Source organism: Variovorax sp., assembly GCF_035634955.1.
GTDB lineage: Bacteria > Pseudomonadota > Gammaproteobacteria > Burkholderiales > Burkholderiaceae_C > Variovorax.
This window is the reverse complement of sequence record NZ_DASQBZ010000026.1, coordinates 1-26,513: the sequence shown is the minus strand read 5'-3', so window position 1 is coordinate 26,513 and position 26,513 is coordinate 1. Positions and strand designations below refer to the sequence as shown.

Here is a 26,513-nt window from a genome sequence, read left to right as displayed (position 1 = left end):
GCCCCTGCCGGCTCCGCCCGATGCCGCCGATCCACAGCACATCCTGGAGGAAGTGTTCGGCTACGGCGCCTTTCGCGGCGCACAGCAGGCCATCGTCGATCACGTCATCGGCGACGGCGACGCACTGGTGCTCATGCCCACCGGCGGCGGCAAGTCACTGTGTTACCAGATCCCCGCGATTGCCCGCCGGCGCAGCGGACGCGGCGTGACCGTGGTGGTATCGCCCCTGATCGCGCTGATGCACGACCAGGTCGGCGCGCTGCACGAGGCCGGCGTCGACGCCGCATTCCTCAACTCCACGCTCGACTGGGCGCAGACGCAGGAGGTCGAGCGCCGTCTGGCGCGGGCCGAGATCACGCTGCTGTATGCCGCGCCCGAGCGCGTCACCACGCCGCGCTTCCTGGAACTGCTCGACGGCCTGGCCACGCGCGGCAAGCTCAGCCTGTTCGCCATCGATGAGGCGCATTGCGTGAGCCAATGGGGCCACGACTTCCGGCCGGAGTACCGGGCCCTGGCCGTGCTGCACGAGCGCTACCCCGGCGTGCCGCGCATCGCGCTGACGGCCACCGCCGACGACCTGACCCGCGCCGACATCGTCGAGCGGCTCCAGCTGCAGGAGGCGCGGCAGTTCGTCAGCAGCTTCGACCGGCCCAACATCCGCTATGCCATCGCCGAGAAGAAAGACGCGATGGGCCAGTTGCTGCGCTTCATCGAAGGCGAGCACGAGGACGAGGCCGGCGTCGTCTATTGCCAGTCGCGCAAGCGCGTGGAAGAGGTGGCGCAGCAACTGGCACAGGCCGGCATCGACGCCCTGCCCTATCACGCCGGCCTGGACGCCGCCGTTCGCCAGCGCCACCAGGACCGGTTCCTGCGCGAGGAAGGCGTGGTGATGGTCGCCACCATTGCGTTCGGCATGGGCATCGACAAGCCCGACGTGCGCTTCGTCGCACACATGGACCTGCCCAAGAACATCGAGGGCTACTACCAGGAGACCGGCCGCGCCGGACGCGACGGGCTGCCGGCCGATGCCTGGATGGCGTACGGCCTGCAGGACGTGGTGAACCAGCGCCGCATGATCGACGAGAGCCCTGCCAGCGAGGAGTTCAAGCAGGTCATGCGCGGCAAGCTCGACGCGCTGCTGGCACTGGCCGAAGCCATCGACTGCCGGCGGGTGCGCCTGCTGCACTACTTCGGCGAGGCCAGCCAGCCCTGCGGCAACTGCGACAACTGCCTGAACCCCCCCGCGGTATGGGATGCGACCGAGGCCGCGCGCATGCTGCTGTCCACCATCTATCGCGTGCAGCAGCACAGCGGCATCGGCTTCGGGGCCGGGCACGTCATGGACATCCTGCGCGGCAAGACGACCGACAAGGTCACCCAGTTCGGCCATGCGCAGGTGAGCACCTTCGGCATCGGAGCGCAGTTCAGCGAGGCGCAGTTGCGCGGCGTGCTGCGCCAGCTGATCGCGACGGGCGCCCTGAATGTCGACGCGCAGGCGTACAACACGCTGCAGTTGACCGACGGTTCGCGCGCCGTGCTGCGCGGCGAGGTACCGGTTCGCCTGCGCGAGTCGGTGTCGACGCCGGGTTCGCCGGCGCGCCGGCGCGAACGGCGCAGCGGCGGCGGTGGCGCCGGCGGTGCCAACCGCACCGCGGCCGTGGCTGCGCAACTCGATGCCGAGGGCCAGAAGCGATTCGAGGCGCTGCGTGCCTGGCGCGCCGAAGTCGCCAAGGAACACAACCTGCCGGCCTACGTGATCTTCCATGACGCGACCCTGGCGGCCATCGCCGGGCGGGCGCCGTCCACGCTGGAAGACCTGCAGGGCATCAGCGGGATCGGCGAGAAGAAGCTGGCGGCGTACGGCGTCGAGGTGCTGAGGGTGTGCGGCAGCGCCTGACCTTCAATGCGGCGCGAGGTCCTGCGGCAGCACGATCCGGTTGTCCAGCCATGGCGCGCGCGGTCCCAGCAGCGATGGCCCGGCCGGCCGGCCGGCACCTGCCGCCATCTTTTGCGAATCTGCCGCCAACGCGATCACGGGCGCCGGGCACTGGCCAATGCGCCTCAGCTCCAGCGCTACGGCCAGCCGTGCCTCCGCCGGATCACCCAAAGCATGGTCGAAGTCGTCGGCCACCGCGCAAGTCGGCATGAGCCCGTCGGCATAGTCGCCCTGGCCACGGGCGTTGACGCCTTGGAACTGAACGGCGAAATAGGTCGTGCCACAGTTGTCCTGGGGAAAGAAGCCGTACGGCTTGCCACAGGTGGCGCCACCCACCAGGTCCACCTGCACGCCGATGCCGCGCAAGCCGTTGACGACGGATTCGCTCGCCGAACAGGTGGCGCCGCCCGAAAGCACCAGCACGCGCGACAGGTTCAGCCGCGGCAAGCTCGATCCACGGCGCACGCCGTACTGCGCCGTGCCGTAGAACGGCAAATGCGCGTCGCGTTGCGACCAGCCGAACGGGTTCTTGCGATTGGTGACCATGCGCTCGAAGGTCTGGCCCACGCTGGCGTTGGCGGGCGCCACCATGCTGGCCAGTTCGGCCGCGATGCCGAGCAGGCCGCCGCCGTTGTAGCGCATGTCGATCACCAGGTCGGTGATGCCGCTGTCGCGCAGTTGGGCAACGGCATCCATCAGGTCGGCCTCGGCGCCCACGGAGTGCTGGTTGAACTGCAGGTACCCGACCGGGCCGGTGTCGGTCGGCAGGGTCTTGACGTTCATCACCGGCGCGGTGGCGACCGCCGACGACGTGAACTCGAACCGGGCCTCGGAGCCGTCGGCCGCCCGGAACGCGAAGTCGTGCCGCTGGCCGGGCGTTGCGGGCGCGAGCGCGGCATTCAGGCCGTCCACGTTGGCGCCTTCGGCCGCATCGATGCCGTCCGCCGCGAGCAGGCGCATGCCGCGCACCACGCCGGCGGCCTCGGCCGGCGAGCCGGGTTCGACGTAGGCCACCCTGATGTCGCGCGGCGGCTGGCTCGAAAGGTAGGCGAACTGGATGCCGTAGCCCCAGGCGATGCCGTTCGACAGGGCCTCGTAGGCCGCCGTGTCGTAGCTGAAGTGGAACCGGTCCTTGGGCCGGCCGGACGCCGTGAGCGCCGGCGTCTTGAGCACGTCGAAGTATTCGACCGGCGTTGCATAGTCGGACGCGCGGAGCGTGGGCACCTCGTCGAACCAGAGATAGGTGTCGTCGATCCACGAACGAAGCCAGCGCTTCTCGTCGACCGACGTGCCGGGAAGATCCGGGGAGCCGGGCCGCACGACCGCGCAACGCCCCGCCACGGTGGCCGGGTCGACGATGTCCGGGTCCGGCGCGGAATCACCACCGCTTGCGCTGCTGCTGCCGCCACCACCGCCACCGCCGCCGCCGCCGCCGCCACATGCCACCGCTGCGAACGCTACTGCGACACCCGCGGCCACGTTGCGCCAGGCGCACCCCCGCAATGCCCTTGGCAAGGCCATGCACTCCCTCCTGCTGCTTTTTTCCTGGTTCTTGTCAGGTGAGGCCTGTCCTCTACCTGATGCGGGCTGCAGCATATCGCCGGGACCGGTGTCTTTGGCCGCACACGCGCCGCGACCGGCGCCATCAGCGCAGCTTTGTCGCCCCTTACACAAAACGAACGGGGCGTTCGCCGCGGCCCTGCGCGTGTTGCCGACTCAGTGGAAGAAACCCATGGCGCGCGCTTCGCGGACCTCGGGCTTCACGCGGTGCTCCATCTCGAGCTGTTCCACGAATTCATCCGGCGTGAAAGCAGTGGCCAGGATGTCCCACTGCCGCTTGACGGCGGCAAAGTCGCCGGGGCACAGCTGCTCGAGCCTGGCCAGGCGGGCCTTGATCCGGGGTTCGAGCAATGCCTCGTCGCCCCCCAGCGCCTCTGTCACGAACATGCGCTCGCGTTGGGACGCGGTCAGCGGCTTGAACCGGATCTTGAACGTGAAGCGCCGCAATGCCGCCTGGTCGAGGCGGTCCATCAGGTTGGTGGTGCAGACGAAGACGCCGCCGAAGTGCTCCATGCCCTGGAGCATCTCGTTGACCTCGGTCACCTCGTAGGTGCGCTGGGCGCCGCGCCGGTCCTGCAGGAAGCTGTCGGCCTCGTCGAGCAGCAATACCGCCTGCTCGGCCTCGGCCTCGCGGAACATGGCCGCCATGTTCTGCTCGGTCTCGCCGACGTACTTGCTCATCAGGTCACTCGCCTGCTTGACCAGCAGCGGGCGGCCCATCTGCCGGGCGATGTGCGCGCCCAGCGCCGTCTTGCCGGTGCCGGGCGGACCATAGAAGCACAGGCTCCCGTGGCCGCGGGCCTTCAGGGCCGAAACGATGCGCGGGATCTCGAAGCGTGTCTCCACATTCAACATGTCCAGGTCGTAGGTGGTGACGCTCGCCCGCTCGTTGCGCCCCGTGCCCCAGGTGCCGAGCGCCTGGTCGGCATTGCGCAGTTGACGCTCGATCAGGCTCTCGACCGGCGCACCGCCCTCGGTCTGCGCCAGCTCGGCAAAGCGCACCGCCGTGCGGATCTGTGCCGGCGTCAGGCCCTTGCGCTCGGCCAGCTTGGCGGCGAAGGCATCGGACACCGCCACGCCGTCGAGCGTCCTGCGCACCAGCTGTTCGCGCGCGCCGGGCGGCGGGGACTTCAGCTCCAGGTGGTAGGCGAAGCGGCGCCGGAAGGCGGGATCGATCTGCTCGATGCGGTTGGTCACCCACAGCGTGGGCACGGGGTTCGATTCCAGGATCTGGTTGACCCAGGCCTTGCCGCTGACGCTGCCGCTGGGCAAGGCGGCGATCTGCTCGGCGCGCGCCATGAACTGCGCGGCCTCGGTGCTGATCGGTGGAAAGACGTCCTCGACCTCGTCGAACAGGAGCGCGGCCCTGGCGCTGCCCTTGAGGAAGGCCTGGGCGATCTGGAGCGAGCGATAGCGGTCTCGACCCGACAGCGAATTGCCGTCGCGGTCGGCGTATTCCACCTCGAACAGTTCCAACCCTGCCGCCTGCGCCATGACCTTGGCCAGCTCGGTCTTCCCGGTACCGGGCGGGCCATAGAGCAGCACGTTGACGCCCGGCTCCTTGCGCGCCACGGCCGCGCGCAGCAGGGTGATGAGCATGGCGGTGTCTTCGCGCACGAAGGAGAAGTCTTCCTCGCCCAGATGCGACTTGGCGCTCGGACGGGTGAACACCGCCATCAGCTCGTTCTGGTCGCGGTACTCGCGCATCAGCACCGGCGGCAGCTTCTCGCTGACCTTCATCAGGTCGGCGAGGTCGGTGATGTTGTGCTCGGAGATCAGGTTCTCCACCAGGCCGATGCGCTCCAGCCGCGAGCCCACGCGCAGTGCCTCGCCGACTTCGGTGGCGTTGACGCCGGCCACCTCGGCGATGGCGGCATAGGCCTCCGGCGCATTGTTGACCTTGAACTCCACCAGCAGCGAGCGCAGATCGCGCTGGTAGCGCGCCAGCGTGCCGTACAGCAGCAGCGCCCGCTCCGCCTTGTTGAGCTGCAACAGGCCGGCCAATGCGTCGATGTTCTTCTCGACCAGCGTGCTCTGCTTGCGCAGCGCGTGCGTGAGCCAGTCGCGAGTGACCGACAGCACCGCCATCAGGTCCTTGGGCTGGTCCTTGGCATATTCATCCAGGTAGAAGAAGAGCGTGCCTTCCTCGTAGGGTCCGCGCCACATGCCGTGGCGCTCCAGGAGCGTGCGCGCGTCGGCGCTTTCGACGCCGAGCCAGGCCTCGTTGCCCTGGCAGCGCCGCGCGAGAAAGTCGCGCAGCCGCATCAGCACCGGCGCCGGCCAGACCAGGTGACGCCCGGTCAGCGACAGCAGTCCGTTCATGTCGCGCCGCACGTTGAAGCGCGGCCCCTGCTTGGCAGCGAGCGTGAGCACGAAGTGCGAACACATCAGCTCCAGCACCGGTGCTTCGCGCAGCCCGGGCGACGGCAAGGACTGCGCGCGCAAAGCCAGTGCGTCGATCCCGGTACGCCGGACCATGATAGACAAGACCTCCTGTAAGCCGCGCGCCGCCCCTTCGAGCGAGGGCAGCGCAGTGAGCGCGACCATAGCGCAGACTTTTACCTTCGTGAAGGGTCCGCCAGCGGAATAACCCTCGGCCCGGCCCAAGCCGGCGCGCCACAATGGCGCATGGTCTCCATCGAACACATCCGCCAGGCGGCCGGCAGGTTGCAGGGGCAAGTCCTGGCCACACCATGTCTGGAGTCGCGTACGCTGTCGGAGATCGTGGGCGCGCAGGTATTCCTCAAATTCGAGAACCTGCAGTTCACGGCCTCTTTCAAGGAGCGCGGCGCCTGCAACAAGCTCGCGCAACTTGCCGAACAGGGCGTGCGCGGCGTCATCGCCATGTCCGCCGGGAATCACGCGCAGGGCGTGGCCTACCATGCGCAGCGGCTGGGGCTGGCGGCCACCATCGTGATGCCCCGCTTTACGCCCGGGGTGAAGATCGAGCGCACACGCGGCTTCGGCGCCGAAGTGGTGCTGCACGGCGACTCGCTCGACGCGGCCCGGACCCACGCCTACGAGCTGGCGCAAGCACGGGGCCTGGCCTTCGTCCACCCGTACGACGACGAGGCCATCATCGCCGGCCAGGGCACGGTCGCCCTGGAAATGCTGGAGGCCGTTCCCTCGCTGGACACGCTCGTGGTCTCGGTGGGCGGGGGCGGCCTGCTCGCGGGCATGGCGGTGGCCGCACGGGCGCTCAACCCGGATATCGAGCTGGTGGGGGTGCAGACCACGCGTTTTCCCGCCATGTTCGATGCGGTCAAGCACACTCGGCATGAACAGGGCACCAGCACCATCGCCGAGGGAATCGCGGTTGGTACGCCGGGCGAACACACGCTGGCGCTCATCGCACGGCTGGTCGACGACATGCTGCTGGTGGACGAGGGCGACATCGAACAGGGCGTTCTGATGCTGCTGGAGATCGAGAAGACGCTGGTCGAGGGCGCCGGCGCGGCCGGACTGGCGGCGCTGATCCGGCATCCGCAGCACTTTGCCGGCAAGCGCGTAGGCCTGGTGCTCTCGGGCGGCAACATCGATCCGCTCCTGCTGGGCGCGATCATCGAGCGCGGCATGGTGCGCGCCGGGCGCCTGGCGCGGCTGCGCGTGAGTGCCCGCGACGTCCCCGGAGTGCTCGCCCGGATCACCGCAGTCGTGGCCGAAGCCGGCGCCAACGTCGACGAAGTGCACCACCAGCGGGCCTTCACCCTGCTGGCGGCACAGAACGTCGAAATCGAACTGGTGCTTCAAACGCGCGGCCGCGAGCATCTGGCCGCCGTGCTGGACGCGCTGCGCGGCGCCGGCTTCGAGACGGACGCCCAGCCGTGACCTGGCGCCGCCTGCCCTATCCTGTGGGAAAAGCCTGACGCGCAAGCGACACCCCGTCCCGCCGGGGCATGGGTTGCCCCTTAGGCGCCCGGGTGGCACTCGCCGGATAAAATGACCGCCCAGTTTTGCGATCTTCAAGGGAATACCCAGCAATGAGCCAGACTACCCCCGCCTCGCCGAGCCAGGCGACCCAAATGGAGCAGGACGCCGTCGAGTCCATCGTTCCGCTGATGCCCCTGGTGCTTCCCCTGTGCGGCGGCGTGCTGATGCTGCTGCTCGCCTCCATCGCCGTCTTTCTGGCCTGAGCCACCCGGCCCGCGCAGCCTGCGCAGGCGGGGCCGATCCGCTCCTCCCCTTCATTTGAAAGCCCGCGAGGGAAAGACGTTTTCTCAAACGGTCCTGCGCCGCCGCCGCGGCTGCCGCAGGTCCGTTCGAAAAGACGGTTTCTCAACTTAAGGAGTCTTTCGATGAACGCACCCGTGGCAAAGGACCTGGACATCCAGGCACCTTCGTACGTCAAGAATCCCAAGCTGGTCGCTTGGGTGGCCGAAACGGCGGCCCTGTGCAAACCCGACCGCATCGAATGGTGCGACGGCAGCCAGGAGGAATATGACCGCCTGTGCCAGTTGCTGGTCGACGGCGGGACCTTCAAGCGCCTCGACCCGGCCAAACGCCCCAACTCCTTCCTGGCCAATTCCGACCCGAGCGACGTGGCGCGGGTGGAAGACCGCACCTTCATCTGCTCCGAGAAGAAGGAAGACGCCGGCCCGACCAACAACTGGATGGCGCCCGCCGAAATGCGCGCCACCCTGGCGCCGCTGTTCGACGGCTGCATGAAGGGCCGCACCATGTACGTGGTGCCCTTCAGCATGGGCCCCCTGGGCTCGCCGATCGCGCACATCGGCATCGAGCTGTCCGACAGCCCGTACGTGGCGGTCAACATGAAGATCATGACCCGTATGGGCAAGGCCGTGTACGACGTGCTCGGCACCGACGGCGAGTTCGTACCGTGCGTGCACACCGTGGGCGCTCCGCTCGAGCCCGGGCAGAAGGACGTGGCCTGGCCCTGCAACAAGACCAAGTACATCGTCCACTATCCGGAAACGCGCGAGATCTGGAGCTACGGCTCGGGCTACGGCGGCAACGCCCTGCTGGGCAAGAAGTGCTTCGCGCTGCGCATCGCCTCGACCATGGGGCGTGACGAGGGCTGGCTGGCCGAGCACATGCTCATCCTCGGCGTGACCTCGCCCGAGGGCAAGAAATACCACGTGGCAGCCGCCTTCCCGTCGGCGTGCGGCAAGACCAACTTCTCGATGCTCGTGCCGCCGGCCGGCTTCGAGGGCTGGAAGGTCACCACCATCGGCGACGACATCGCCTGGATCAAGCCGGGCAAGGACGGGCGCCTGTACGCAATCAACCCCGAAGCCGGCTATTTCGGCGTGGCGCCGGGCACCAACCTCACGACCAATCCGAACTGCCTCAAGAGCCTGGACCGGGACGTGATCTTCACCAACGTGGCGCTCACCGATGACGGCGACGTCTGGTGGGAAGGCCTGGAAGACGATGCGCCCGGCAAGAAGAAGCCCGACCACCTGATCGACTGGCAGGGCAACGACTGGACACCGGCCATCGCCAAGGAAACCGGCGCAAAGGCCGCACATCCGAATTCGCGCTTCACCGTCGCCGCCACCAACAACCCGGCACTGGACCCGGCCTGGGACGATCCGGCCGGCGTGCCGATCGATGCCTTCATCTTCGGCGGCCGCCGGTCGACCACGGTGCCGCTGGTCACCGAGGGCCGCAACTGGACCGAAGGCGTGTACATGGCCGCGACGATGGGCTCGGAAACCACCGCCGCCATCGTCGGCCAGGTCGGCGTCGTGCGCCGCGACCCGTTCGCCATGCTCGCGTTCGCCGGCTACAACATGGCCGACTACTTCCAGCATTGGCTGGACCTGGGCAAGAAGCTCCAGGCCTCGAGTGCCAAGCCGCCGCGCATCTACACCACCAACTGGTTCCGCAAGGGTGAAGACGGCAAGTTCGTCTGGCCCGGCTACGGCGAGAACATGCGCGTGCTCAAATGGATCATCGACCGCATCGAGGGCAAGGCAGAGGGCGTCGACCACGTCTTCGGCATCAGCCCGCGCTACGAGGAACTCAACTGGACCGGCCTGGATTTCAGCGCCGACCAGTTCAAGCGGGTCACGAGCATCGACAAGGCAGCCTGGGAAGCCGAACTGAAGCTGCACGGTGAACTGTTCCAGCAGCTTGCCCATCACCTGCCGCAGGAACTGCCGGAAACCAAGGACGCCATCGAGCGCCGGCTCGCGGCCTGACGGTCCGCTCAAAGCAAAAAGGCCGCCCTTGTGGGGCGGCCTTTTTTATTGCGGGTGCCGGGACACCCCGGCACGTTCTCAGTAGTAGGTGGCCATGCGGGCGCGGCGGGTCGCGTCGTACATGCTGGCCACTTCCTTGTCGAGCTGGCGGCGGACCTTGGCTGCGGCAGCCGGCGCTTCCTGCTCGTAGTGGGTCACGGCGGCCTGCAGCTCCTGCATCACGCGCGGGTCATGGGCGGCGTAGGCGATGAACTGGGCGTCCGCGCGCTTGACGGCACGGCGCTGGGCGCCACGCGCCCAGGCGGCCGAGAGGCGGTCACCCAGCGATGCGGCGACGTTGGTGCCCATCACCAGCACGGCGAAGAACAGCACCGACAGCGCGAGCCAGGCGACGAACATCTCGCCGCTCTCCAGGCCCATCGCCAGGTTGTCCAGCGCCACCAGGGCACCGGCAACGACAGCGGCGACAGCGCCGGCGGCCAGACCGCGGGCGCCATCGAGGCGGCCACGCGCGGCGCGAAGTTCGGTGGCAACCGCCAGGGCGCGGGAGACGCCGGCGTGTTGGACGGGTTGTTCGACTTGGACGAAGCTGGTCATGATCTCTTCCTTTGTGTTCTGTGGGCTTGTGGCCCGGTGTATGCGTTGATATTAGGGTTTGCCCTACTGTTTTGCAAATTTATCTTTGTGATGCTGACCATTCACCTGAATGATGAACGTCAACTTCCGAACCTTCGACCTCAACCTGCTGCGCGTCTTCGACGAGGTGATGGCGGAGCGCAACCTGACGCGGGCTGCGCGCAATCTCTCGATCACGCAGCCTGCCGTGAGCAATGCCCTGCGGCGCCTGCGCGAACTCCTGGGCGACGAACTCGTGCATCGGGCCGGTGCGGGCGTGCAGCCGACGCCGCGTGCGCAGGCGCTGTGGCCCGCGGTGCGCGAAGCGCTGCGCCAGCTGCAGCACACGCTTGCGCCGGCCGAATTCGACGCCGCCAGTGCGCGCACCATCTTTGTTCTGGCCATGGCCGACGCCACCGCCGCCGAACTGGTGCCGGGGCTGGTGACCATCGGCGAGCACGAGGCGCCGGGCATCTCGCTTCGGACCCTGCCGCTCACCACGCGCGACCCGCGGCCACTGCTGGAGGAAGAAGCGGCGGACATGGCGATCGGGTACTTCCCGGCGCTACTCGCCAACCTGGCTGCGGCCGCCCAGTCGGGCGAATCGCTGCCGTTCGATTCGCAACGCCTCTATGTCAGCCAGTACGTCTGCGTGATGCGGCGGGACCATCCGCTGGCCGCTGCGCCGCTCACGCTCGACGTCTACTGCAATGCGCGGCACCTGCTGGTGAGCTTTTCCGGCCGGCCCTTCGGCTTCGTCGACCAGACGCTGGGAGCGCTAGGGCGCGAGCGCCGGATCGTCGCCACGGTCAACCAGTTCTTTACTGCCGGCCGAGTGGTTGCGGGCTCGGATCTGCTCACGGTGTTGCCGCGGCATTTCGTGGGGATGACCGGCTACGGTGAGCAGCTGGTGCTGCGCGAGTTGCCGTTCGACCAGCCCCTCATGCACGTTGATGCGGTGTGGCATCGGCGCGCCCAGTACGGGCATGCGCATGAATGGCTGCGCGGCGCTCTCGTGCGCTCGGCCGACATGGCGTTCGCCACGCGGCCCGCGACAATGCATTCGTGATGTGAGCGCTTGCTTTCTGAAATTGATCCTGTCAGCGGACCACGCTCAACCAGGCGCTGGCGGCGGCGCGCAGTTCCTGGGCATGCCGGGCGTCGTACCCGGCCGAGTCGTCGGCGGCCTCGAGCAGCGTAGAGGCGTGGCTGGGCCCGGCTTCGGACGGGCCAAAGAAGCTGCGAAGTTGAGCAAGCAGGCGGGACATGATGAACTCTCTTTTGTTGAGTGAGGGGGCAACGATTCAGCGCCCCATGCACCTAATGTAGGGGTTAACCCTAGATCGTGCCTGCCAAGGTTATGCGTTTCCTGCATGCCGCGATTCAGTGGCCGCCCCGCGCGGAAATCCCGGGTCCGGCCGACAATGGCCGGCAATGAAGCTGCAATTGCTGTCCGACCTGCACCTGGAGGTGCATCCGAAACTGACCATCTCTCCCGCGCCCGGCGCCGACCTGCTGGTGCTGGCCGGGGACATCGGCGGCTACCAGGCCGGTTCGCTGCTGACCGACGCCGATTTCGGCCTGGCGCGCTTTTCGCCGCGCCACGGCTGGCCGACGCCGGTCCTCTACGTTCCCGGCAATCACGAGTACGACAACGACGATTTCGACGCCGTGCATTCGCGACTACGCGAATGCTGCGAACGCCTGGATATCCGATGGCTGGAATCCGAAGTGTGGGTGGACCGGGGCGTACGCTTCGTCGGCAGCACGCTCTGGAGCGATTTCGACGCCCTGGTCGACCCGCGCGAGACGATGACCGAGCAGCTCAACAAGCGCGGCAAGGCCATGCGCGCGGCCAACTACTACCTGCGGACCACCGGCGGCACCCGTGCCAGCGAGCCGTTCCTGGCCGAGCAGGTGCGCGAGCAGTCGCTCGCGTGCCAGCAGTGGCTGCGCGCCGCGCTGGACATGCCATTCGACGGCAGCACCGTGGTCATTACCCACTTTGCGCCCAGTCTGGCCAGTGCCGACCCGCGCTACGGGCTGACGCCGGGCACGGCCGGATTCTGCAATTCGCTCGACGAACTGCTGCCGCGGGCGCAGTTGTGGATGCACGGCCACCTGCATTGCCCGTTCGACTATGTGAAGGACGGCTGCCGCGTGGTCGCCAACCCGCTGGGCTACCTCGGCAAGGGCGAGCAGGAGGGCTTTCGCCCGCACTGGCTGGTCGAGGTGCCGCAGCGCTGACACTGCGGCGCCCGCCCCGGCGCGCCGATCGGCCTCAGGCCGCCTGCACCCCGGGCCGGCCGCTGGCCACCACGAACGAGGCCTGCGCGGCCAGCGCGGCGTCGGCCGCGGCCGGATGCGGCGTCGCGCGGAACTCGCAATGCACGGCGTCCGCACCGATGTCGAGCAGCGTATAGCCACGCTCGTCGCCGCGGGCGTGGATCACGTCCGGATTGTCCCTGCGCAACCTGGCCATTGCGGCCTGGCCGGCGCCGCGCGAGGTGACCGAGCCGCCGACGATCTCGCTGGCCACCACCGGCGAGGCCTCATCGTTCGGCCGCACGCGCAGATCCGCGGCAACGAAACGGTGCACGTCCCCGCCCAGCACCAGCACGTCGCGCGTGCCGGCGCGGGCCACGCCTTCCAGCAGGCGCTGGCGCGCCAGCGGATAGCCGTCCCAGCCGTCGGTCCAGAACTGCCGCCCCTGCGGCGTGTCGGTGCCGATGGAACTCAGTTGTGTCGATTGCGCCAGCAGCTTCCAACGCGCGCCCGACGCCGCCAGGCCCTGGCCCAGCCATTGTTCCTGCGCCGCGCCCAGCATGCTGCGCGATGGATCCCACAGTTCGGCGCAGTCGACCACCGTGCGCCCGTGGTCGCGCTGCGGGTCGGCGCAGGCGTGGTGGCTTCTGTGCTGGCGGCAGTCCAGCGTCCAAAGGTCGGCCAGCCGGCCCCAGGAGAAGCGGTCGTTGATGCGCATCTGCGCGCCCTGCGGCCCGAGCGCCAGCGGCATGTGCTCGAAGTAGGCCTGGTAGGCGGCGCTGCGCCGGCGCAGAAACGTTGCCGTATCGACCGGCTCGGGGCCGCGGTCGCCGGCATAGTCGTTCACCACCTCGTGGTCGTCCCAGGTCAGGATCCACGGATGCGCCGCGTGCGCAGCCTGCAGGTCGGCATCGCGCTTGTACAACGCATGCCGGGCGCGGTATTCGTCCAGCGTGCGCGGCTCGCCGGCGCCGTGGCGCCGGATGGCGCGGGCGGCCCCGACCTGGCCTTCGTAGATGTAGTCGCCCACGAACAACACGACGTCCAGGTCGCGCCGCGCGATCTCCCGGTGCGCCACGTAGAAGCCTTGCTCGTAATGCTGGCAGGCCGCCAACGCCAGGCGCAACCGCGCGACCGGCGCGTCGGCCGCCGGCGCAGTGCGGGTGCGCCCCACCGCGCTGCGCGCGTCGCCGCAGGTGAAGCGGTACCAGTAGTGGCGGTCCGGCGCCAGACCGTGCACCGGCACGTGAATGCTGAATCCGCGGGCGGCGTCGGTCGGCTGCTCGCCATGCGCCACGCGGCGGCGCAGCGCCTCGTCGGCGAATACTTCCCAGCGCACCGACACGCCCGGGCGCGCATCGCGCTCGGCGTCGTCTTCGCCCGCCGGCGCCAGCCGGGTCCACAGCATCACGCCGTCCGGGCGCGGCATGCCGCTGGCCACGCCGAGCGCGAACGGGTTCAGCCGCCAGCGCGGCGCCGGTGGCGCAGCGGCCACGGCGGCCGGGCGGCTCCAGGCGCCCAGCGCCAGCCACAGGGCGGCGCGATGAAGGTCTCGACGGCGCAACAACGGACTCGACATGGGCGGTATTGTCGATGCGCGGGTGACAGGAGAAAGTCTCGCTTCGGCCACACTCGGGGCATGAGAGTCATTGTCCTGGGCGCCGGCATCATCGGCGTCAGCACCGCCTGGCATCTGCTCGAACGCGGGCACGAGGTCACTCTGATCGACCGCCAGAGCGACGCGGCGCTGGAGACCAGCTTTGCCAATGCCGGACAGATCTCGGTGAGCTACTGCGAGCCCTGGGCCCGCAGCGGCGCACCGTTGCAGATCCTGAAGTGGCTCGGCCAGGCCGAGGCGCCGCTGCTGTTCAAGCCGCGTGCCGATTGGCGGCAGTGGCGCTGGGGCCTGCAGTTCCTGGCGCAGTGCAACGACAGCGCCTTCGGCCGCAGCCTGGCCCGGCTGCTGGCGCTGGGCGCCTACAGCCAGCAGGCGCTGCACGAGGTGCTGGCCGCCACCGGCATCGAGTACCACCGCCTGACGCGCGGCATCGCCCACTACTTCTGCGACAACCGTTCGCTCGACGAGGCGGCCCAAGCGGCCGAAGCAATGCGCGCCCACGGCATCGAGCGCCGTGTGCTCGACCGCGAGGGCCTGCTCGCGGTCGAGCCGGCCTTTCGCGGCTTTGCGCATCGCATCGTCGGCGGCACCTTCACGGCCAGCGACGAATCGGGCGACGCGCGGCTGTTCACGCAGGAACTGGCGCGTCGCTGCGCGGCGCGCGGCGCACGCATGCTGTTCGGGCGCGACATCCAGGGCATCGACGTGGAAGGCGGGCAGGCGCGTGCCGTGCGCATCGGCGCGGCGCGCGGCGAGAGTTCGGCCAGCAACGACATGCGGCTGCAAGGCGATGCGATCGTCGCCGCCTGCGGAGCCTGGACCGCGCCCCTGCTGCGCCCGCTGGGCGTGGACCTGCCGATATATCCCGGCAAGGGCTACAGCGCCACTGTGCGCATCCTGCGGCCCGAGGCCGCGCCGTGGGTCAGCACCATCGACGACGAGATGCACTGCGCCTTCACCCGCCTGGGCGACGAGCTGCGCGTGGCCGGCACCATCGAGCTCAACGGTTTCGACCTGTCGCTCGACACACCGCTGGCGCGGGCGCGCTGCGCCATGCTGGTGCGCCGTGTCGAAGAGGTGCTTCCCGGCGTGTGCGACACGCGCGCCGAGCACGAGGGCGGCCAGCCGCGCTTCTGGACCGGCCTGCGGCCGGCCACCCCGACCAACGTTCCTTTCATCGGCCGCACGCGCGTGCCCGGGCTGTGGGTGAACGCGGGCCACGGCACGCTGGGCTGGACGCATGGCGCCGGCTCCGGCAAGGCGATCGCGGCGCTGATCAGCGGCGAGCACGCGCCGATCCCGGGCTTTGGCTTCCTCGGGATGGACTGACCGATGCTCAACGGGCTCTGGCTGGGCTTCTTCGTCGCCGCGGCAGTCGCGGCGCTGGTGCGCTGGATCGGCGGCGACGCCGGCGTCTTCGCCGCCATGGTCGAGAGCCTGTTCGCGATGGCCAGGCTCTCGGTCGAGGTGATGCTGCTGCTGTTCGGCACGCTGACCTTGTGGCTGGGCTTCCTGCGCATCGCGGAAGCGGCGGGGCTGGTGGCGCTGCTCGCGCGCGCCCTGGGCCCGTTGTTCGCCCGCCTGATGCCGCAGGTGCCGCGCGGCCATCCGTCGCTTGGGCTGATCACGCTCAATTTCGCCGCCAACGCCCTGGGACTGGACAACGCCGCCACCCCGATCGGCCTGAAGGCCATGCGCGAACTGCAGGCGCTCAACCCGAGGCCCGAGGAAGCCACCAACGCGCAGATCCTGTTCCTGGTGCTCAACGCCTCGTCGCTCACGCTGCTGCCGGTGACCATCTTCGTGTATCGCGCCCAGCAAGGCGCGGCCGATCCGACGCTGGTGTTCCTGCCGATCCTGCTGGCCACCACCGCCTCGACCGTCGCCGGCCTGCTGGCGGTTGCGCTGGTCCAGAGGCTGCGGCTGTGGGAACCGGTGGTGCTGGCCTATCTGCTGCCGGCCGCGCTGGCGCTGGGCGGCTTCCTGGCCCTGCTGGCCAGCCTGGGCGCCGGCGCGCTGGCGTCGTTGTCCTCGGTGCTGGGCAATCTCGCGCTGTTCGGCCTGATCCTGCTTTTCCTGCTGCTAGGGGCGTGGCGCCGGGTCGGCGTGTACGAGCGCTTCATCGAAGGTGCCCGGGAGGGTTTCGACGTCGCGAAGAACCTGCTGCCCTACCTGGTGGCCATGCTGTGCGCCATCGGTGTGCTGCGGGCCTCGGGGGCGCTGGACTTCCTGCTCGGCGGCATCCGCTGGGCGGTCTCGCACGCCGGCTGGGACACCCGCTTCGTCGACGCGCTGCCGACCGCGCTGGTCAAGCCCTTTTCCGGCAGCGCGGCGCGCGCGCTGCTGATCGAGACCATGCAGTCGAAGGGCGTGGACAGCTTCCCGGCGCTGGTGGCGGCCACCATCCAGGGCAGCACCGAAACCACCTTCTATGTGCTGGCGGTGTACTTCGGCGCGGTCGGCATCCAGCGGGCGCGGCATGCCGTCGGCTGCGCCCTGGCGGCGGAGTTCGCCGGCGTGGTGGCGGCGATCGGCGTGTGCTATTGGTTCTTCGGCTGACGCCCGGCGGGTTTTTAGGGCCAGTTGGCGCCGCGGCGGCAGGCAAACGCCCGTTCGGCCAGAATAGACCGCCGCCATCCGCTGCGGACGACATAGACAACACCAAGTGAGTCCTCCCCGCCGGGCCCGAGTGCCCTCCTTCTCCAGCGACGAATTCCGCGCCGCCCTGGGCATGTTCGCCACGGGCGTGACGATCGTGACCGCGCGCGCGGCCGACGGCACGCTGGTGGGCCTGACGGCCAACTCCTTCAATTCCGTGTCGCTCGCGCCGCCGCTGGTGCTGTGGAGCCTCTCGCGCAGCGCGGCGTCGATGCAGGCGCTGAGCACCGGCTCGCACTACGCCATCAACATCCTGGCGGCCGACCAGATGGCCCTGGCCCAGCGTTTCTCGACCCGCAACATCGACCGCTGGGCCGACGTGCAGTTCGACCTCGGCGTCGGGGGAGCTCCGGTGCTGCGCGGCGCCGCTGCCAGCTTCGAATGCTTCAACCGCAGCCGCTACGACGAGGGCGACCACGTCATCTTCGTCGGCGAGGTGGAGCGCTGCGCGCACCGTCCCGGCGCCTCGCCGCTGCTGTTTCACGGCGGCCGCTACTACACCGAGCACGCGCTGTGACGCCGCGCCCCGAGTCTTTCGCCTCCTCCTCCCGCACATGATCGCCCGCAAGGACCACCTCGACACCCTCGCCATCTCGACGCTCATCGCCTGCTGCGCGTTCTGGGGCCTGCAGCAGATCCTCATCAAGACCACGGTCACCGAAGTGCCGCCCATGTGGCAGGCGGCCATGCGCATGACCGGCGCGGTGGTGCTGCTGTGGGTGTGGTGCACGTCGCGCGGCGTCAGGCTGTTCGAACGGGACGGCACCCTTCCCGGCGGCCTGCTGGCAGGGTTGCTGTTCGCCGGCGAGTTCGTGTGCATCTACATCGGGCTGCAGCACACCAGCGCCTCGCGACTGACGGTGTTCCTCTACACCTCGCCGTTCTGGGTGGCGCTGCTGCTGCCGCGCTTCGTGCCGGCCGAGCGGCTGCGCACGGCGCAATGGGTCGGGCTGGCCATTGCCTTCGCGGGCGTGGTGCTGGCCTTCAGCGAAAGCCTGGGGCACCGGGAGCCGGGCCAGCTGCTCGGCGACGGACTGGCACTGGCGGCCGGTGCGCTGTGGGGCCTGACCACCCTGACCATCCGCGCCACCCGGCTGGCCACGGCCAGTGCCGAGAAGACGCTCTTCTATCAGATCGCGGTGACGGCCGCGGTCACGCCCTTCCTGTCGCTGGCAATGGGCGAGAGCTGGAGCACGAACTACTCGGCCTATGCCTGGATGTCGATCGGCCTGCAGACCGTCATCGGCGCCTTCGCCAGCTACCTGGCCTGGATGTGGATGCTGCGCCACTACCCGGCCACGCGCATTTCGTCCTTCACCTTCCTCACGCCGCTGTTCGCGCTGGTGTTCGGGGTCGCGCTGCTGAGCGAGCCGTTGACGCTGCAACTCGTGCTGGCGCTGGTGGGCGTCGGCTTCGGCATCCTGCTGGTCAACCGACGCGCCTGAATATCGTTGCCATGGCTCGCCGCTTCCGCTTCCAGCCCGCCGCCCCGAGTACCACGCTGCTGGCGCGTACCGCGTTGTCCGCCTCGGCCACCGCCCTGGGCGGCCTGGTGGCCTACTGGTCGTTCCTGGCCTGGCGCCAGGGCCGTCTGCTGTTCGACTCGCGCGTGCTGCCGGTGGTCCACCTGTCCGAGGACTTCTCGGCATACGCGCACGAGGTGCCCGGCGGCATGGTGCGCGGCTATGTCTACCACCCGGACGGCGAAGATGCCCTGCGCGACCTGTTCGTCTACTTCGCCGGCCGCGGCGAAGACGTGCGCGCCACTGCGCAGGCGCTGGCCTGGCTGCCCGAGGGCTTCGGCTTCGCGGCGGCCAACTACCGCGGCATGGCCGATTCGCAGGGGGAGCCGTCAGAGCTCGCGTCCGTCGAGGATGCCGCCGCGCTGGCGACGAACCTGCGCCGGCGCTTTCCCAAGGTGCGCCTGCACGTCATCGGGCGCAGCCTGGGCACCGGCGTGGCGATCCAGCTGGTGGCCCGGCGCGACGATTTCGCCAGTCTGCAGCTCATCACGCCCTACGATTCGCTGCTGGAAGTGGCCAAGCGGCGCTTCCCGCTGGTGCCGTTGTCGCTGCTGATGCGCCACCGCTTCGAATCGTTGCGCCACTGCCAGGAGGTCGCCGCCAAGACCCAGATCCTGCTGGCGCAGACCGACGACGTCGTGCTGCCGGAACGCTCACAGAAGCTGATCGACGCCTGGCCGACACCTGTGACTGTGGAGACGATCACCGGCTCCGACCACCACAACATCGTGCGCCTGGAAGAAACCTGGCTTCGGCTGGTGGATTTCGCGCTGGGCGAAGTCCTGCCCGAACCCAAGGCGGCATAGCCGCCCGCCCTAGCCACGAAAGCGCTCCAGCAGCTCGATCACGTGGGCGGTGCTGCCGTCGGTGCCGCGCGCACGGTGGGCGATGCCGATGCGGCGACTGATGCGGGGACTGGGCGGGCGCACTTGTATGCGCGCGTTCGACAGCACGCTTTCCTCGAGCTGCGCAGGCAGCAGGGCCGCGCCATAGCCGGCCGCAACCAGGCTGCGGATGGCGGCGTCGTAGTTCAGCTCGATGCGCGCGCGCGGCGACTCGCCCGCCGCGGCGAACCACGCCATGGTCAGGCGGAACAGATGGGTGCCGGGGTCGTTGAAGATCAGCGGCTGGGCGGCCAGCCAGGCGGGCGTGACGCGGCGCGGTGCCTTCCAGCGGTCCGGCAGGTATGCCATCACCGGCTGGGTGCGCCATGGCGTGATGCGGATGCCGGGCAGCGGCGGCTGCGGCAGTGCCACCAGGCCGATGTCCAGCGTGCCGGCTGCCACCCGCGCCAGCGCCTCGGCCGAGCCCAGGATGCTGACCTCGACCTCGATTCCCGCGTGTTCGCCTTCCAGCGCCTGGAGCACCTGCGGCAGCAGGTCGACCACGACGCCGGTGGAGCTGCCCAGGCGCACCCGCCCGGCCAGGCCGCGCGACTGGCGGCGCACAGCGTCCACCGCCTCGTCCGCCTCGCGCAACAGGCGGCGCCCGCGTTCGATCAGCGCGACGCCGGCGGCCGTGGGCTCGACGCGGCGGTGGCCGCGCACCAGCAGGCGTGCGTCGAGCCGCGCCTCTAGCTCGGTGATGTGCAGGCTGACCGTCGGCTGGGCCAGGTGCAGCGCCCGCGCCGCCGCCGAGAAGCTGCCGAGGTCGGCCACCGCCAACAAGGTACGTACTTGGTCGAGGTTGAGTTCACGCATCAGAAATGCTGATTGACCTGCTCAGAATTCTCAACTTTGACGATAGCATGACGCCGCGCAAGATGGCTTCCGACTTCATTCGGAAAGCCACCCATGCACACCCACACCGCTCCATCCATGCCGATCGCGATCGCCTTGCGCCGCGTGCTGGCGCGATGGCGCGCGCTGCGCGATGCATGGGCCGACGGGGCTGCGGCGCGGCGCCGGCGCCGTGTCGACCGCCACCATCTGCAGGCCATGAGCGCGCATGAGCTGAGTGACCTGGGCATCGGCCGCGCCGAGGTCGACTACTGGCTCCGGGAACCGCGGCACTAGCCGCACGCATGGGTATGCTCGACGCCCATGCTCCCACCCGGAACCCTGCGCGGCATTGCCGCGATGCTCGCCGCCTGCGCCGCCTTCGCCTGCATGGACGCGTTGCTGAAGGTGCTATCCGGCAGCTTCGCGCCGGCCCAGGTCGCGGCGCTGCGCGGACTGACCGCGCTGCCGCTGGTGTGCCTCTACGTGGCCTGGCGCCGCGAGACCGGCGCGCTGTTCGCACGCGGCCTGCGGTGGCGATTGCATCTGCTGCGTGCGCTGCTCACCATCACCATGCTGATGCTGTTCACCTTCGGGCTGAAAACGCTGGGCCTGGCCGAGGCGTACACCCTGACCTTCGTGGCTCCGCTGGTCATCACGTTGCTGTCGGTGCCGCTACTGGGCGAACGGGTGCGCGCGCGTCACTGGGTGGCCATCGCCGTCGGCTTCGCGGGCGTGGTGGTGGCCCTGCGGCCGGACGGCGGCGCCTTCGTGTCGGCCGGCGCGCTGGCGATCCTGGCCGCGGCGGTCTGCTATGCGCTTTCGAACGTGCTCGGCCGGCTCGTCAGCCGCACCGAGCCCAGTGCCACGCTGGTGTTCTGGACGACGATGGGACTGGCCCTGGGCGGCAGCGCACTGGCTGCGCCGCAGTGGGTGCCCGTGCGCGCCGAGCACGGATGGCTGCTGGCGGGGCTGGCAGTCAGTGGCTTCCTGGGGCAGCTGGCAATCTCCGAGGCATTTCGCCACGGCCAGGCCGCGGCGATCGCGCCGTTCGAGTACAGCGCCCTGGCCTGGGGCATTGCGCTGGACTGGTTGATCTGGCACGCCGTGCCCGATGCCTGGACCCTCGGCGGCGGCGTGATCATCATCGCCAGCGGGCTGTACCTGGCACGCAGCGAAGCGCCGCGCGCGCTGCCGGCGCCGCGGCCGGCGGCATGAGCCGCGCGGCCGCCGCGCAGCTCACACCACGCCGCCGGCGCGCAATGCCACGATCTGCTCGGGCGACAGGCCCAGCTCCGCCAGCACTTCATCGGTGTGCTGCCCCAGCGCCGGCGGAGCACGCCGCAGCACCGGCGGCGTGTCGGCCAGGCGCAGCGGGCTGGCCACGCCGGTGATGGCGCCGATGCCGTCACCGGCATCGCGCGGCAGCGTCACCGCCAGGCCGCGCGCCTTCACCTGCTCGTCCTGGAAAGCGTGGCCGATGTCGTTGATCGGGCCGCAGGGCACGGCCTTGTCTTCCAGCAGCGCGATCCATTCGGCCGTGCTGCGCATGCGCGTGACGTCTTCCATCATGGGAATGAGCACCTCGCGGTGCCGCACGCGCAGCGTATTGCTGGCAAAGCGGGCGTCCCGGGCCCAGTCGGCATGGCCGGCGGCTTCGCAGAAGCGCTCGAACTGGCCGTTGTTGCCGATCGCCAGCAGCATCGAGCCGTCGCGCGTCGGGAAGTCCTGGTAGGGCGCAAGGCTCGGATGCGTGTTGCCCTGCCGGCGGGGCGGCACGCCGGTGTTGAGGAAGGCGCTGGCCTGGTTGGCCAGGATCGCCATGCCCACGTCGAGCAGTGCCATGTCGATATGCTGGCCCGCCCCGCTGGTGCCGCGCACGTGCAGCGCCGCCAGGATGGCGCTGCTGGCATAGACGCCGGTGAACAGGTCCGTCAGCGCGACGCCCACGCGCAGCGGGCCACCACCGGGCTCGTCGTCGGGCCGGCCGGTGATGCTCATCATGCCGCTGGTGGCCTGGATCATCAGGTCGTAGCCGGCGCGCTGGGCGTGCGGGCCGTCATGTCCGAAGCCGGTGACGCTGCAGTAGATCAGGCGCGGATTGACTTCGCGCAGCGAGGCGTAGTCCAGGCCGTACTGCGCCAGCCCGCCGGTCTTGAAGTTCTCGACCAGCACGTCCGCCTCGGCCGCCATGCGCCGCAGCAGCGCCTGGCCTTCGGCATGCGCCATGTCCACCGTGACCGACCGCTTGTTGCGGTTGCACGAGGTGAAGTAGGTCGCCTGGTCGGTGTCGTGGCCCTGGGCGTCCTTGAGGAAGGGCGGGCCCCAGTGGCGCGTGTCGTCGCCCACGTCCGGGCGCTCGATCTTGACCACGTCGGCCCCCAGGTCCGCCAGGATCTGCGTGCACCAGGGCCCCGCCAGCACGCGGGACAGGTCCAGGACCTTGATGCCGTCGAGCGCTGCCGGGGCGGCCATCAGTTCGCGAACGCGGCGATGCCGGTCTGCGCGCGGCCGAGGATGAGCGCGTGCACGTCGTGCGTTCCCTCGTAGGTGTTGACCACTTCGAGGTTGACCAGGTGCCGCGCCACGCCGAACTCGTCGCTGATGCCGTTGCCGCCCATCATGTCGCGCGCCAGCCGGGCCACGTCCAGCGCCTTGCCGCAATTGTTGCGCTTCATGATCGAGGTGACTTCCACCGCCGCCGTGCCCTCGTCCTTCATGCGACCCAGGCGCAGGCTGCCTTGCAGGCCGAGCGTGATCTCGGTCTGCATGTCGGCCAGCTTCTTCTGGACGAGCTGGTTGGCCGCCAGCGGCCGGCCGAACTGCTTGCGGTCGAGCACGTACTGGCGGGCGCGATGCCAGCAGTCCTCGGCAGCGCCCATCGCGCCCCAAGAAATGCCGTAGCGCGCACTGTTGAGGCAGGTGAACGGCCCCTTGAGGCCCTCCACCTCGGGGAAGGCGTTCTCTTCGGGGCAGAACACGCCGTCCATGACGATCTCGCCGGTGATGCTGGCGCGCAGGCCGACCTTGCCGTGGATGGCCGGGGCGCTCAGGCCCTTCATGCCCTTTTCCAGCACGAAGCCGCGGATCGGGCCGACGGCGCCGCCCTCGCTCACTTCCTTGGCCCAGACGACGAACACGTCGGCGATCGGGCTGTTGCTGATCCACATCTTGTTGCCGGTGAGCTCGTAGCCGCCGGCCACCTTCCTGGCGCGCGTGGCCATGCTGCCGGGGTCGGAGCCATGGTCCGGCTCGGTCAGGCCGAAGCAGCCGATCCACTCGCCGGTGGCCAGCCTGGGCAGGAACTTCTGCTTCTGCGCCTCGCTGCCGAACTCGTTGATCGGCACCATCACCAGCGAACTCTGCACGCTTGCCATGGAGCGGAAGCCGGAATCGACGCGCTCGATCTCGCGTGCGATCAGTCCGTACGCCACGTAGTTGAGGCCGGGTCCGCCGTACTGCTCCGGAATCGTCGGGCCGAGCAGGCCGAGCGAGCCCATCTCGCGGAACACCGCCGGATCGGTCTCGCCCTTGCGAAAGCCTTCCAGCACGCGCGGCAGCAGGCGTTCCTGGCAGTAGGCGTTGGCCGCGTCGCGAATCATGCGTTCGTCGGCGGTGAGCTGCTGGTCGAGCAGCAGCGGATCGTCCCAGTGGAAGGCGGCTTTGGTGGCCATGGCGCGTGTCTCCGGCAAGAGGGCCCCGTGCGCGGCGGCAGGAGGCGGATTGAGAAAGTATCGGCTGCCGATGGTAAGACTGCGCCAGCGTGCGGGCAAACGATTGTTCTGAATCCAGATATGCATTCAAATCATGTCTTGTGGCCCAATGCCAAGTGCGTGACGCCGCAGGTTGGCGGGTCATTTCCCGCATCTACCTCATACCATGCGACGCAAGATTCCCCCGCTGCAGACCCTGTTGTGCTTCGACGCCGCCGCGCGCCACGAGAGCTACACCCGCGCCGCGCAGGAGCTGGCCTTGACGCAAAGCGCGGTGTCGCGCCAGATCGGCGCGCTCGAGGCCTTCCTCGGCGTGGCGCTGTTCCGGCGCACGCGGCACGGCGTCGCCCTCACCGCCAGCGGTGCTGCCTACGCCCGCCAGATTGCGCGACGACTGGAGGCGATGGAGCGCGACACCCTCGACGCAATGACGCACCACGGCGCCGGCGGCGCGGTCTCCCTGGCGGCGGTGCCCACCTTCGCTACGCGCTGGCTGATCCCGCGGCTGCCGCGTTTTGCGGCGCTGCAGCCCGACGTGGTCGTCCACATCGAGACACGCACGCGCCCGTTCCTGTTCGCGGAAACCGAGTTCGACGCCGCCTTGTATGCGGGCACCCCGGCGCAGGTGCGCAACTGGGCCGGCATCCGCGCCCAGCGGTTGCTGGACGAGGACGTGCTGCCGGTTTGCAGTCCCCACCTGTTGCGCGCCGCCGGCGGCCGCCCCGGCAAGCCGCTGACGCCGCAGGCCGTGGCCTTACTGCCGCTGCTGCAGCAGAGCACCCGGCCGGACGACTGGCGTGCCTGGTTCGACGCGCAGGGCGTGGAGGCGCCGCTGGCCCGCTCCGGTCCACGCTACGAGCTGTTCTCCATGCTGGCCATTGCCGCTGCCCACGGCCTGGGCGTGGTGCTCGCGCCGGCGCTGCTGGTGGCCGAGGAACTGGCACGCGGCGAACTGGTGGTGGCCTGCGACCGCCCGCTGCGTGCGCGCCGCGCCTACTACCTGGTGACGCCGGAGCAGGTCGACGAACGGCCGGCGCTGGCGGCGTTTCGCGAATGGCTGGCGGCCGAGGCGGCAGCCGCCGCCTGATTCGGCGGAAAAAGGAATGTCCGGAAACGACCGGCGTGCGTCGCGCGGCGGCGCCACACTGCGTGCATGCTCGACATTCACCACCGCGTCGACGCCCTGCGCTGGGCCGACATCGAGGCCGCACTGGCCCGGCACGGCTGCGCCCTCACCGGCCCCCTTTTCACGCCCGCCGAATGCGCCGCGACGGTGGCGATGTACGAGGATGACAAGGCCTTCCGCAGCCGCGTCGTGATGCAACGCCACGGGTTCGGCCAGGGGGAATACAAGTACTTCGCCTATCCGCTGCCCGGCGCCCTGGCCGAGTGGCGCGCGGCGCTCTACCGGCGATTGGCACCGATGGCCAACGCCTGGGCCGGCGCGCTGGGACGGCCGGCCGACTATCCGGCACGCCACGAGGACTACCTGGCGCGCTGCCACGCGGCCGGCCAGGCGCGCCCGACACCGCTGCTGCTGCGCTATGCGCCAGGCGACTACAACTGCCTGCACCAGGACCTGTACGGCGACCTGCAATTCCCGCTCCAGCTCACCGTCATGCTGAGCCGGCCGGGCGAGCACTTCAGCGGCGGCGAGTTCGTCTTGACGGAGCAGCGACCGCGAATGCAGTCGCGCGCCGAGGTGGTCGCGCCCGGCCAGGGCGAAGCCGTGCTCTTCGCGGTGAACCAGCGCCCGGTGACGGGCACGCGCGGCAGCTACCGCGTGACCATGCGCCATGGCGTCAGCCGCCTGCATTCGGGACAACGGCACACGCTGGGCATCATCTTCCACGACGCGGCCTGACCGGCCGGCGCGCCGCACGCCGCGGCCTACGTCGTCTCGGCGCCGCGCACCTGCATCACCATGCGCGCCAGCTGGTCGACGTCGCCGAGCACCAGCGCACGCCCGTCCTTGGCCAGCAGGCCGCGCACCTGCAGCGCATTGATCTCGCGCGTCACCTGCTCGCGGGTGGTGCTGATGCGGCTGGCCAGCTCGGCGTGGGTCGGTGCCGGGTCGAGCCGGGCGCGGTTGTCGGCGCAGCCCGCCTCGCGCGCCAGCCGCAGCAGCTCGGCATGGACGCGGTTCTGCACGCCCAGCGTGGTCAGGTCGATGACGCGCTCGGAGACCTCGCGCACCAGCCGGCACAGGCCGAGCATGACCCGCTCGGCCACCGCCGGCTCGTCACGCAGCAGCGCCCGGAAAGCGGTCGCATCGAGGCTGGCGATGACGCTGTCCTGCAGGGTCAGCACGTCGGCCGAACGAGGTTGCCCGTCGATGGCCGCCAGCTCGCCGAAGTACTCGCCCGCCCCCACTTCGCGGAAGGTCAGCTGGCGGCCGCCGAACGCGAAATAGGTGATGCGCAACTGGCCGGAAATGACGAAATGCACGTCGCTCTCCCGCACCGAGCGCTGCACCGGCGAGCGCCCGGCGGGCAGGCTGCGCCAGCGGCAGGCCTGCGCCAGGGCGTCCAGGCGACCGGGCGGGAGCCCTTCGAACAGCTTCACCGATCGAAGACCCAGGCTGGAGCGAATCAACGACATGGTTCAGGCCTCGTGCGACGGCGCGCACCGCACGCCCCGGCGCGCGGCAAACGGGAATTCTGCGCCCGCGGCGGCGGCTTCCCCAGCCGAAATTTTGTGTGCGAAAGCGCACTGCCGGCCGGGACGGGGAAGCGGACAGTTC

Annotated in this window: 24 protein-coding genes and 1 pseudogene; 16 read left to right on the top strand and 9 right to left on the bottom strand. The window is 69.6% G+C overall.

Annotation, left to right across the window (positions count from 1 at the left end; translation table 11 throughout):
* Positions 1–4 precede the first annotated feature (4 nt).
* Complete coding sequence (recQ, locus tag VES41_RS17405; protein ID WP_414719172.1) at positions 5–1,897, top strand: DNA helicase RecQ; 1,893 nt, start codon at positions 5–7, stop codon at positions 1,895–1,897.
* Between the two features lie 3 nt (positions 1,898–1,900).
* Here recQ and VES41_RS17400 read toward each other — a convergent pair whose 3' ends face one another.
* Together VES41_RS17400 and VES41_RS17395 are read right to left on the bottom strand one after the other, a co-directional pair.
* Entirely contained in the window at positions 1,901–3,457 is a 1,557-nt protein-coding gene (locus VES41_RS17400) for a S41 family peptidase (protein WP_324819623.1), read from the bottom strand.
* A 195-nt stretch (positions 3,458–3,652) separates the two neighbouring features.
* A complete protein-coding gene (locus VES41_RS17395) occupies positions 3,653–5,974 on the bottom strand; it encodes an ATP-binding protein (protein ID WP_324819621.1) in 2,322 nt (773 codons plus the stop codon).
* Between the two features lie 150 nt (positions 5,975–6,124).
* On the opposite strand from VES41_RS17395, the gene VES41_RS17390 reads away from it, so the two are divergent.
* The 4 genes and pseudogenes from VES41_RS17390 to VES41_RS17380 all read left to right on the top strand — a co-directional run bounded on the left by VES41_RS17390 (position 6,125) and on the right by VES41_RS17380 (position 9,660).
* Positions 6,125–7,324 carry a threonine ammonia-lyase gene (locus VES41_RS17390; RefSeq protein WP_324819619.1) on the top strand — a complete coding sequence of 400 codons (1,200 nt, stop codon included), beginning with the start codon at positions 6,125–6,127 and terminating at the stop codon, positions 7,322–7,324.
* Positions 7,325–7,476: 152 nt separating this feature from the next.
* Positions 7,477–7,629, top strand: coding sequence for a hypothetical protein (locus tag VES41_RS17385; protein ID WP_324819617.1), 153 nt, complete (start codon positions 7,477–7,479; stop codon positions 7,627–7,629).
* A gap of 74 nt (positions 7,630–7,703) precedes the next feature.
* Positions 7,704–7,751 (top strand): annotated as a pseudogene (locus VES41_RS24245) (twin-arginine translocation signal domain-containing protein); the annotation flags it as partial.
* 40 nt (positions 7,752–7,791) lie between these two features.
* The gene (locus tag VES41_RS17380) at positions 7,792–9,660 is read left to right on the top strand and encodes a phosphoenolpyruvate carboxykinase (GTP) (protein WP_324819615.1); all 1,869 of its coding nucleotides are present in this window, start codon (positions 7,792–7,794) and stop codon (positions 9,658–9,660) included.
* A gap of 78 nt (positions 9,661–9,738) precedes the next feature.
* On the opposite strand, the gene VES41_RS17375 is transcribed toward VES41_RS17380, so the two are convergent.
* Complete coding sequence (locus VES41_RS17375) at positions 9,739–10,257, bottom strand: hypothetical protein (protein WP_324819613.1); 519 nt, start codon at positions 10,255–10,257, stop codon at positions 9,739–9,741.
* A gap of 112 nt (positions 10,258–10,369) precedes the next feature.
* Between VES41_RS17375 and VES41_RS17370 the strand changes: the two genes are divergently transcribed.
* Entirely contained in the window at positions 10,370–11,344 is a 975-nt protein-coding gene (locus VES41_RS17370; protein ID WP_324819611.1) for a LysR family transcriptional regulator, read from the top strand.
* Positions 11,345–11,375: 31 nt separating this feature from the next.
* On the opposite strand, the gene VES41_RS17365 is transcribed toward VES41_RS17370, so the two are convergent.
* Positions 11,376–11,543 (bottom strand): hypothetical protein, encoded by a 168-nt coding sequence (locus tag VES41_RS17365; protein WP_324819609.1) that lies wholly within the window; start codon positions 11,541–11,543, stop codon positions 11,376–11,378.
* Positions 11,544–11,709: 166 nt separating this feature from the next.
* Here VES41_RS17365 and VES41_RS17360 point away from each other — a divergent pair, with 166 nt between their 5' ends.
* Positions 11,710–12,522: a metallophosphoesterase gene (locus VES41_RS17360; RefSeq protein WP_324819607.1), complete on the top strand. Its 813-nt coding sequence runs from the start codon at positions 11,710–11,712 to the stop codon at positions 12,520–12,522.
* A gap of 34 nt (positions 12,523–12,556) precedes the next feature.
* Here VES41_RS17360 and VES41_RS17355 read toward each other — a convergent pair whose 3' ends face one another.
* Entirely contained in the window at positions 12,557–14,119 is a 1,563-nt protein-coding gene (locus VES41_RS17355) for an alkaline phosphatase D family protein (RefSeq protein ID WP_324819605.1), read from the bottom strand.
* Between the two features lie 60 nt (positions 14,120–14,179).
* Here VES41_RS17355 and VES41_RS17350 point away from each other — a divergent pair, with 60 nt between their 5' ends.
* The 5 genes from VES41_RS17350 (at position 14,180) to VES41_RS17330 (ending at position 19,145) form a co-directional block, all read left to right on the top strand.
* Positions 14,180–15,487 (top strand): D-amino acid dehydrogenase, encoded by a 1,308-nt coding sequence (locus VES41_RS17350; protein WP_324819603.1) that lies wholly within the window; start codon positions 14,180–14,182, stop codon positions 15,485–15,487.
* Positions 15,488–15,490: 3 nt separating this feature from the next.
* Positions 15,491–16,717, top strand: a complete 1,227-nt coding sequence (locus VES41_RS17345; RefSeq protein ID WP_324819601.1) for a nucleoside recognition domain-containing protein — start codon at positions 15,491–15,493, stop codon at positions 16,715–16,717.
* Between the two features lie 106 nt (positions 16,718–16,823).
* A complete protein-coding gene (locus VES41_RS17340; RefSeq protein ID WP_324819599.1) occupies positions 16,824–17,333 on the top strand; it encodes a flavin reductase family protein in 510 nt (169 codons plus the stop codon).
* A gap of 37 nt (positions 17,334–17,370) precedes the next feature.
* On the top strand, positions 17,371–18,261 hold the full coding sequence (locus VES41_RS17335; RefSeq protein ID WP_324819597.1) for a DMT family transporter: 891 nt from the start codon (positions 17,371–17,373) through the stop codon (positions 18,259–18,261).
* 11 nt (positions 18,262–18,272) lie between these two features.
* Positions 18,273–19,145 carry an alpha/beta hydrolase gene (locus VES41_RS17330; RefSeq protein ID WP_324819596.1) on the top strand — a complete coding sequence of 291 codons (873 nt, stop codon included), beginning with the start codon at positions 18,273–18,275 and terminating at the stop codon, positions 19,143–19,145.
* A 9-nt stretch (positions 19,146–19,154) separates the two neighbouring features.
* Here VES41_RS17330 and VES41_RS17325 read toward each other — a convergent pair whose 3' ends face one another.
* The gene (locus tag VES41_RS17325; RefSeq protein WP_324819595.1) at positions 19,155–20,039 is read right to left on the bottom strand and encodes a LysR family transcriptional regulator; all 885 of its coding nucleotides are present in this window, start codon (positions 20,037–20,039) and stop codon (positions 19,155–19,157) included.
* A gap of 93 nt (positions 20,040–20,132) precedes the next feature.
* Here VES41_RS17325 and VES41_RS17320 point away from each other — a divergent pair, with 93 nt between their 5' ends.
* Both VES41_RS17320 and VES41_RS17315 read left to right on the top strand, forming a co-directional pair.
* On the top strand, positions 20,133–20,354 hold the full coding sequence (locus tag VES41_RS17320; RefSeq protein WP_324819593.1) for a DUF1127 domain-containing protein: 222 nt from the start codon (positions 20,133–20,135) through the stop codon (positions 20,352–20,354).
* Positions 20,355–20,381: 27 nt separating this feature from the next.
* On the top strand, positions 20,382–21,275 hold the full coding sequence (locus VES41_RS17315) for a DMT family transporter (RefSeq protein ID WP_324819591.1): 894 nt from the start codon (positions 20,382–20,384) through the stop codon (positions 21,273–21,275).
* Positions 21,276–21,296: 21 nt separating this feature from the next.
* Here VES41_RS17315 and VES41_RS17310 read toward each other — a convergent pair whose 3' ends face one another.
* Both VES41_RS17310 and VES41_RS17305 read right to left on the bottom strand, forming a co-directional pair.
* Positions 21,297–22,532 carry a CaiB/BaiF CoA-transferase family protein gene (locus tag VES41_RS17310; RefSeq protein ID WP_324819589.1) on the bottom strand — a complete coding sequence of 412 codons (1,236 nt, stop codon included), beginning with the start codon at positions 22,530–22,532 and terminating at the stop codon, positions 21,297–21,299.
* Complete coding sequence (locus VES41_RS17305; RefSeq protein WP_324819587.1) at positions 22,532–23,731, bottom strand: acyl-CoA dehydrogenase; 1,200 nt, start codon at positions 23,729–23,731, stop codon at positions 22,532–22,534. Before VES41_RS17305 ends, VES41_RS17310 begins: the two co-directional genes overlap by 1 nt.
* A gap of 205 nt (positions 23,732–23,936) precedes the next feature.
* Here VES41_RS17305 and VES41_RS17300 point away from each other — a divergent pair, with 205 nt between their 5' ends.
* The gene (locus VES41_RS17300) at positions 23,937–24,857 is read left to right on the top strand and encodes a LysR substrate-binding domain-containing protein (protein ID WP_324819585.1); all 921 of its coding nucleotides are present in this window, start codon (positions 23,937–23,939) and stop codon (positions 24,855–24,857) included.
* 66 nt (positions 24,858–24,923) lie between these two features.
* The gene (locus VES41_RS17295) at positions 24,924–25,634 is read left to right on the top strand and encodes a 2OG-Fe(II) oxygenase (protein WP_324819583.1); all 711 of its coding nucleotides are present in this window, start codon (positions 24,924–24,926) and stop codon (positions 25,632–25,634) included.
* 26 nt (positions 25,635–25,660) lie between these two features.
* Here the strand turns inward: VES41_RS17295 and VES41_RS17290 are convergent, their stop codons facing one another.
* On the bottom strand, positions 25,661–26,371 hold the full coding sequence (locus VES41_RS17290) for a Crp/Fnr family transcriptional regulator (protein ID WP_324819581.1): 711 nt from the start codon (positions 26,369–26,371) through the stop codon (positions 25,661–25,663).
* Between the last annotated feature and the right edge of the window lie 142 nt (positions 26,372–26,513).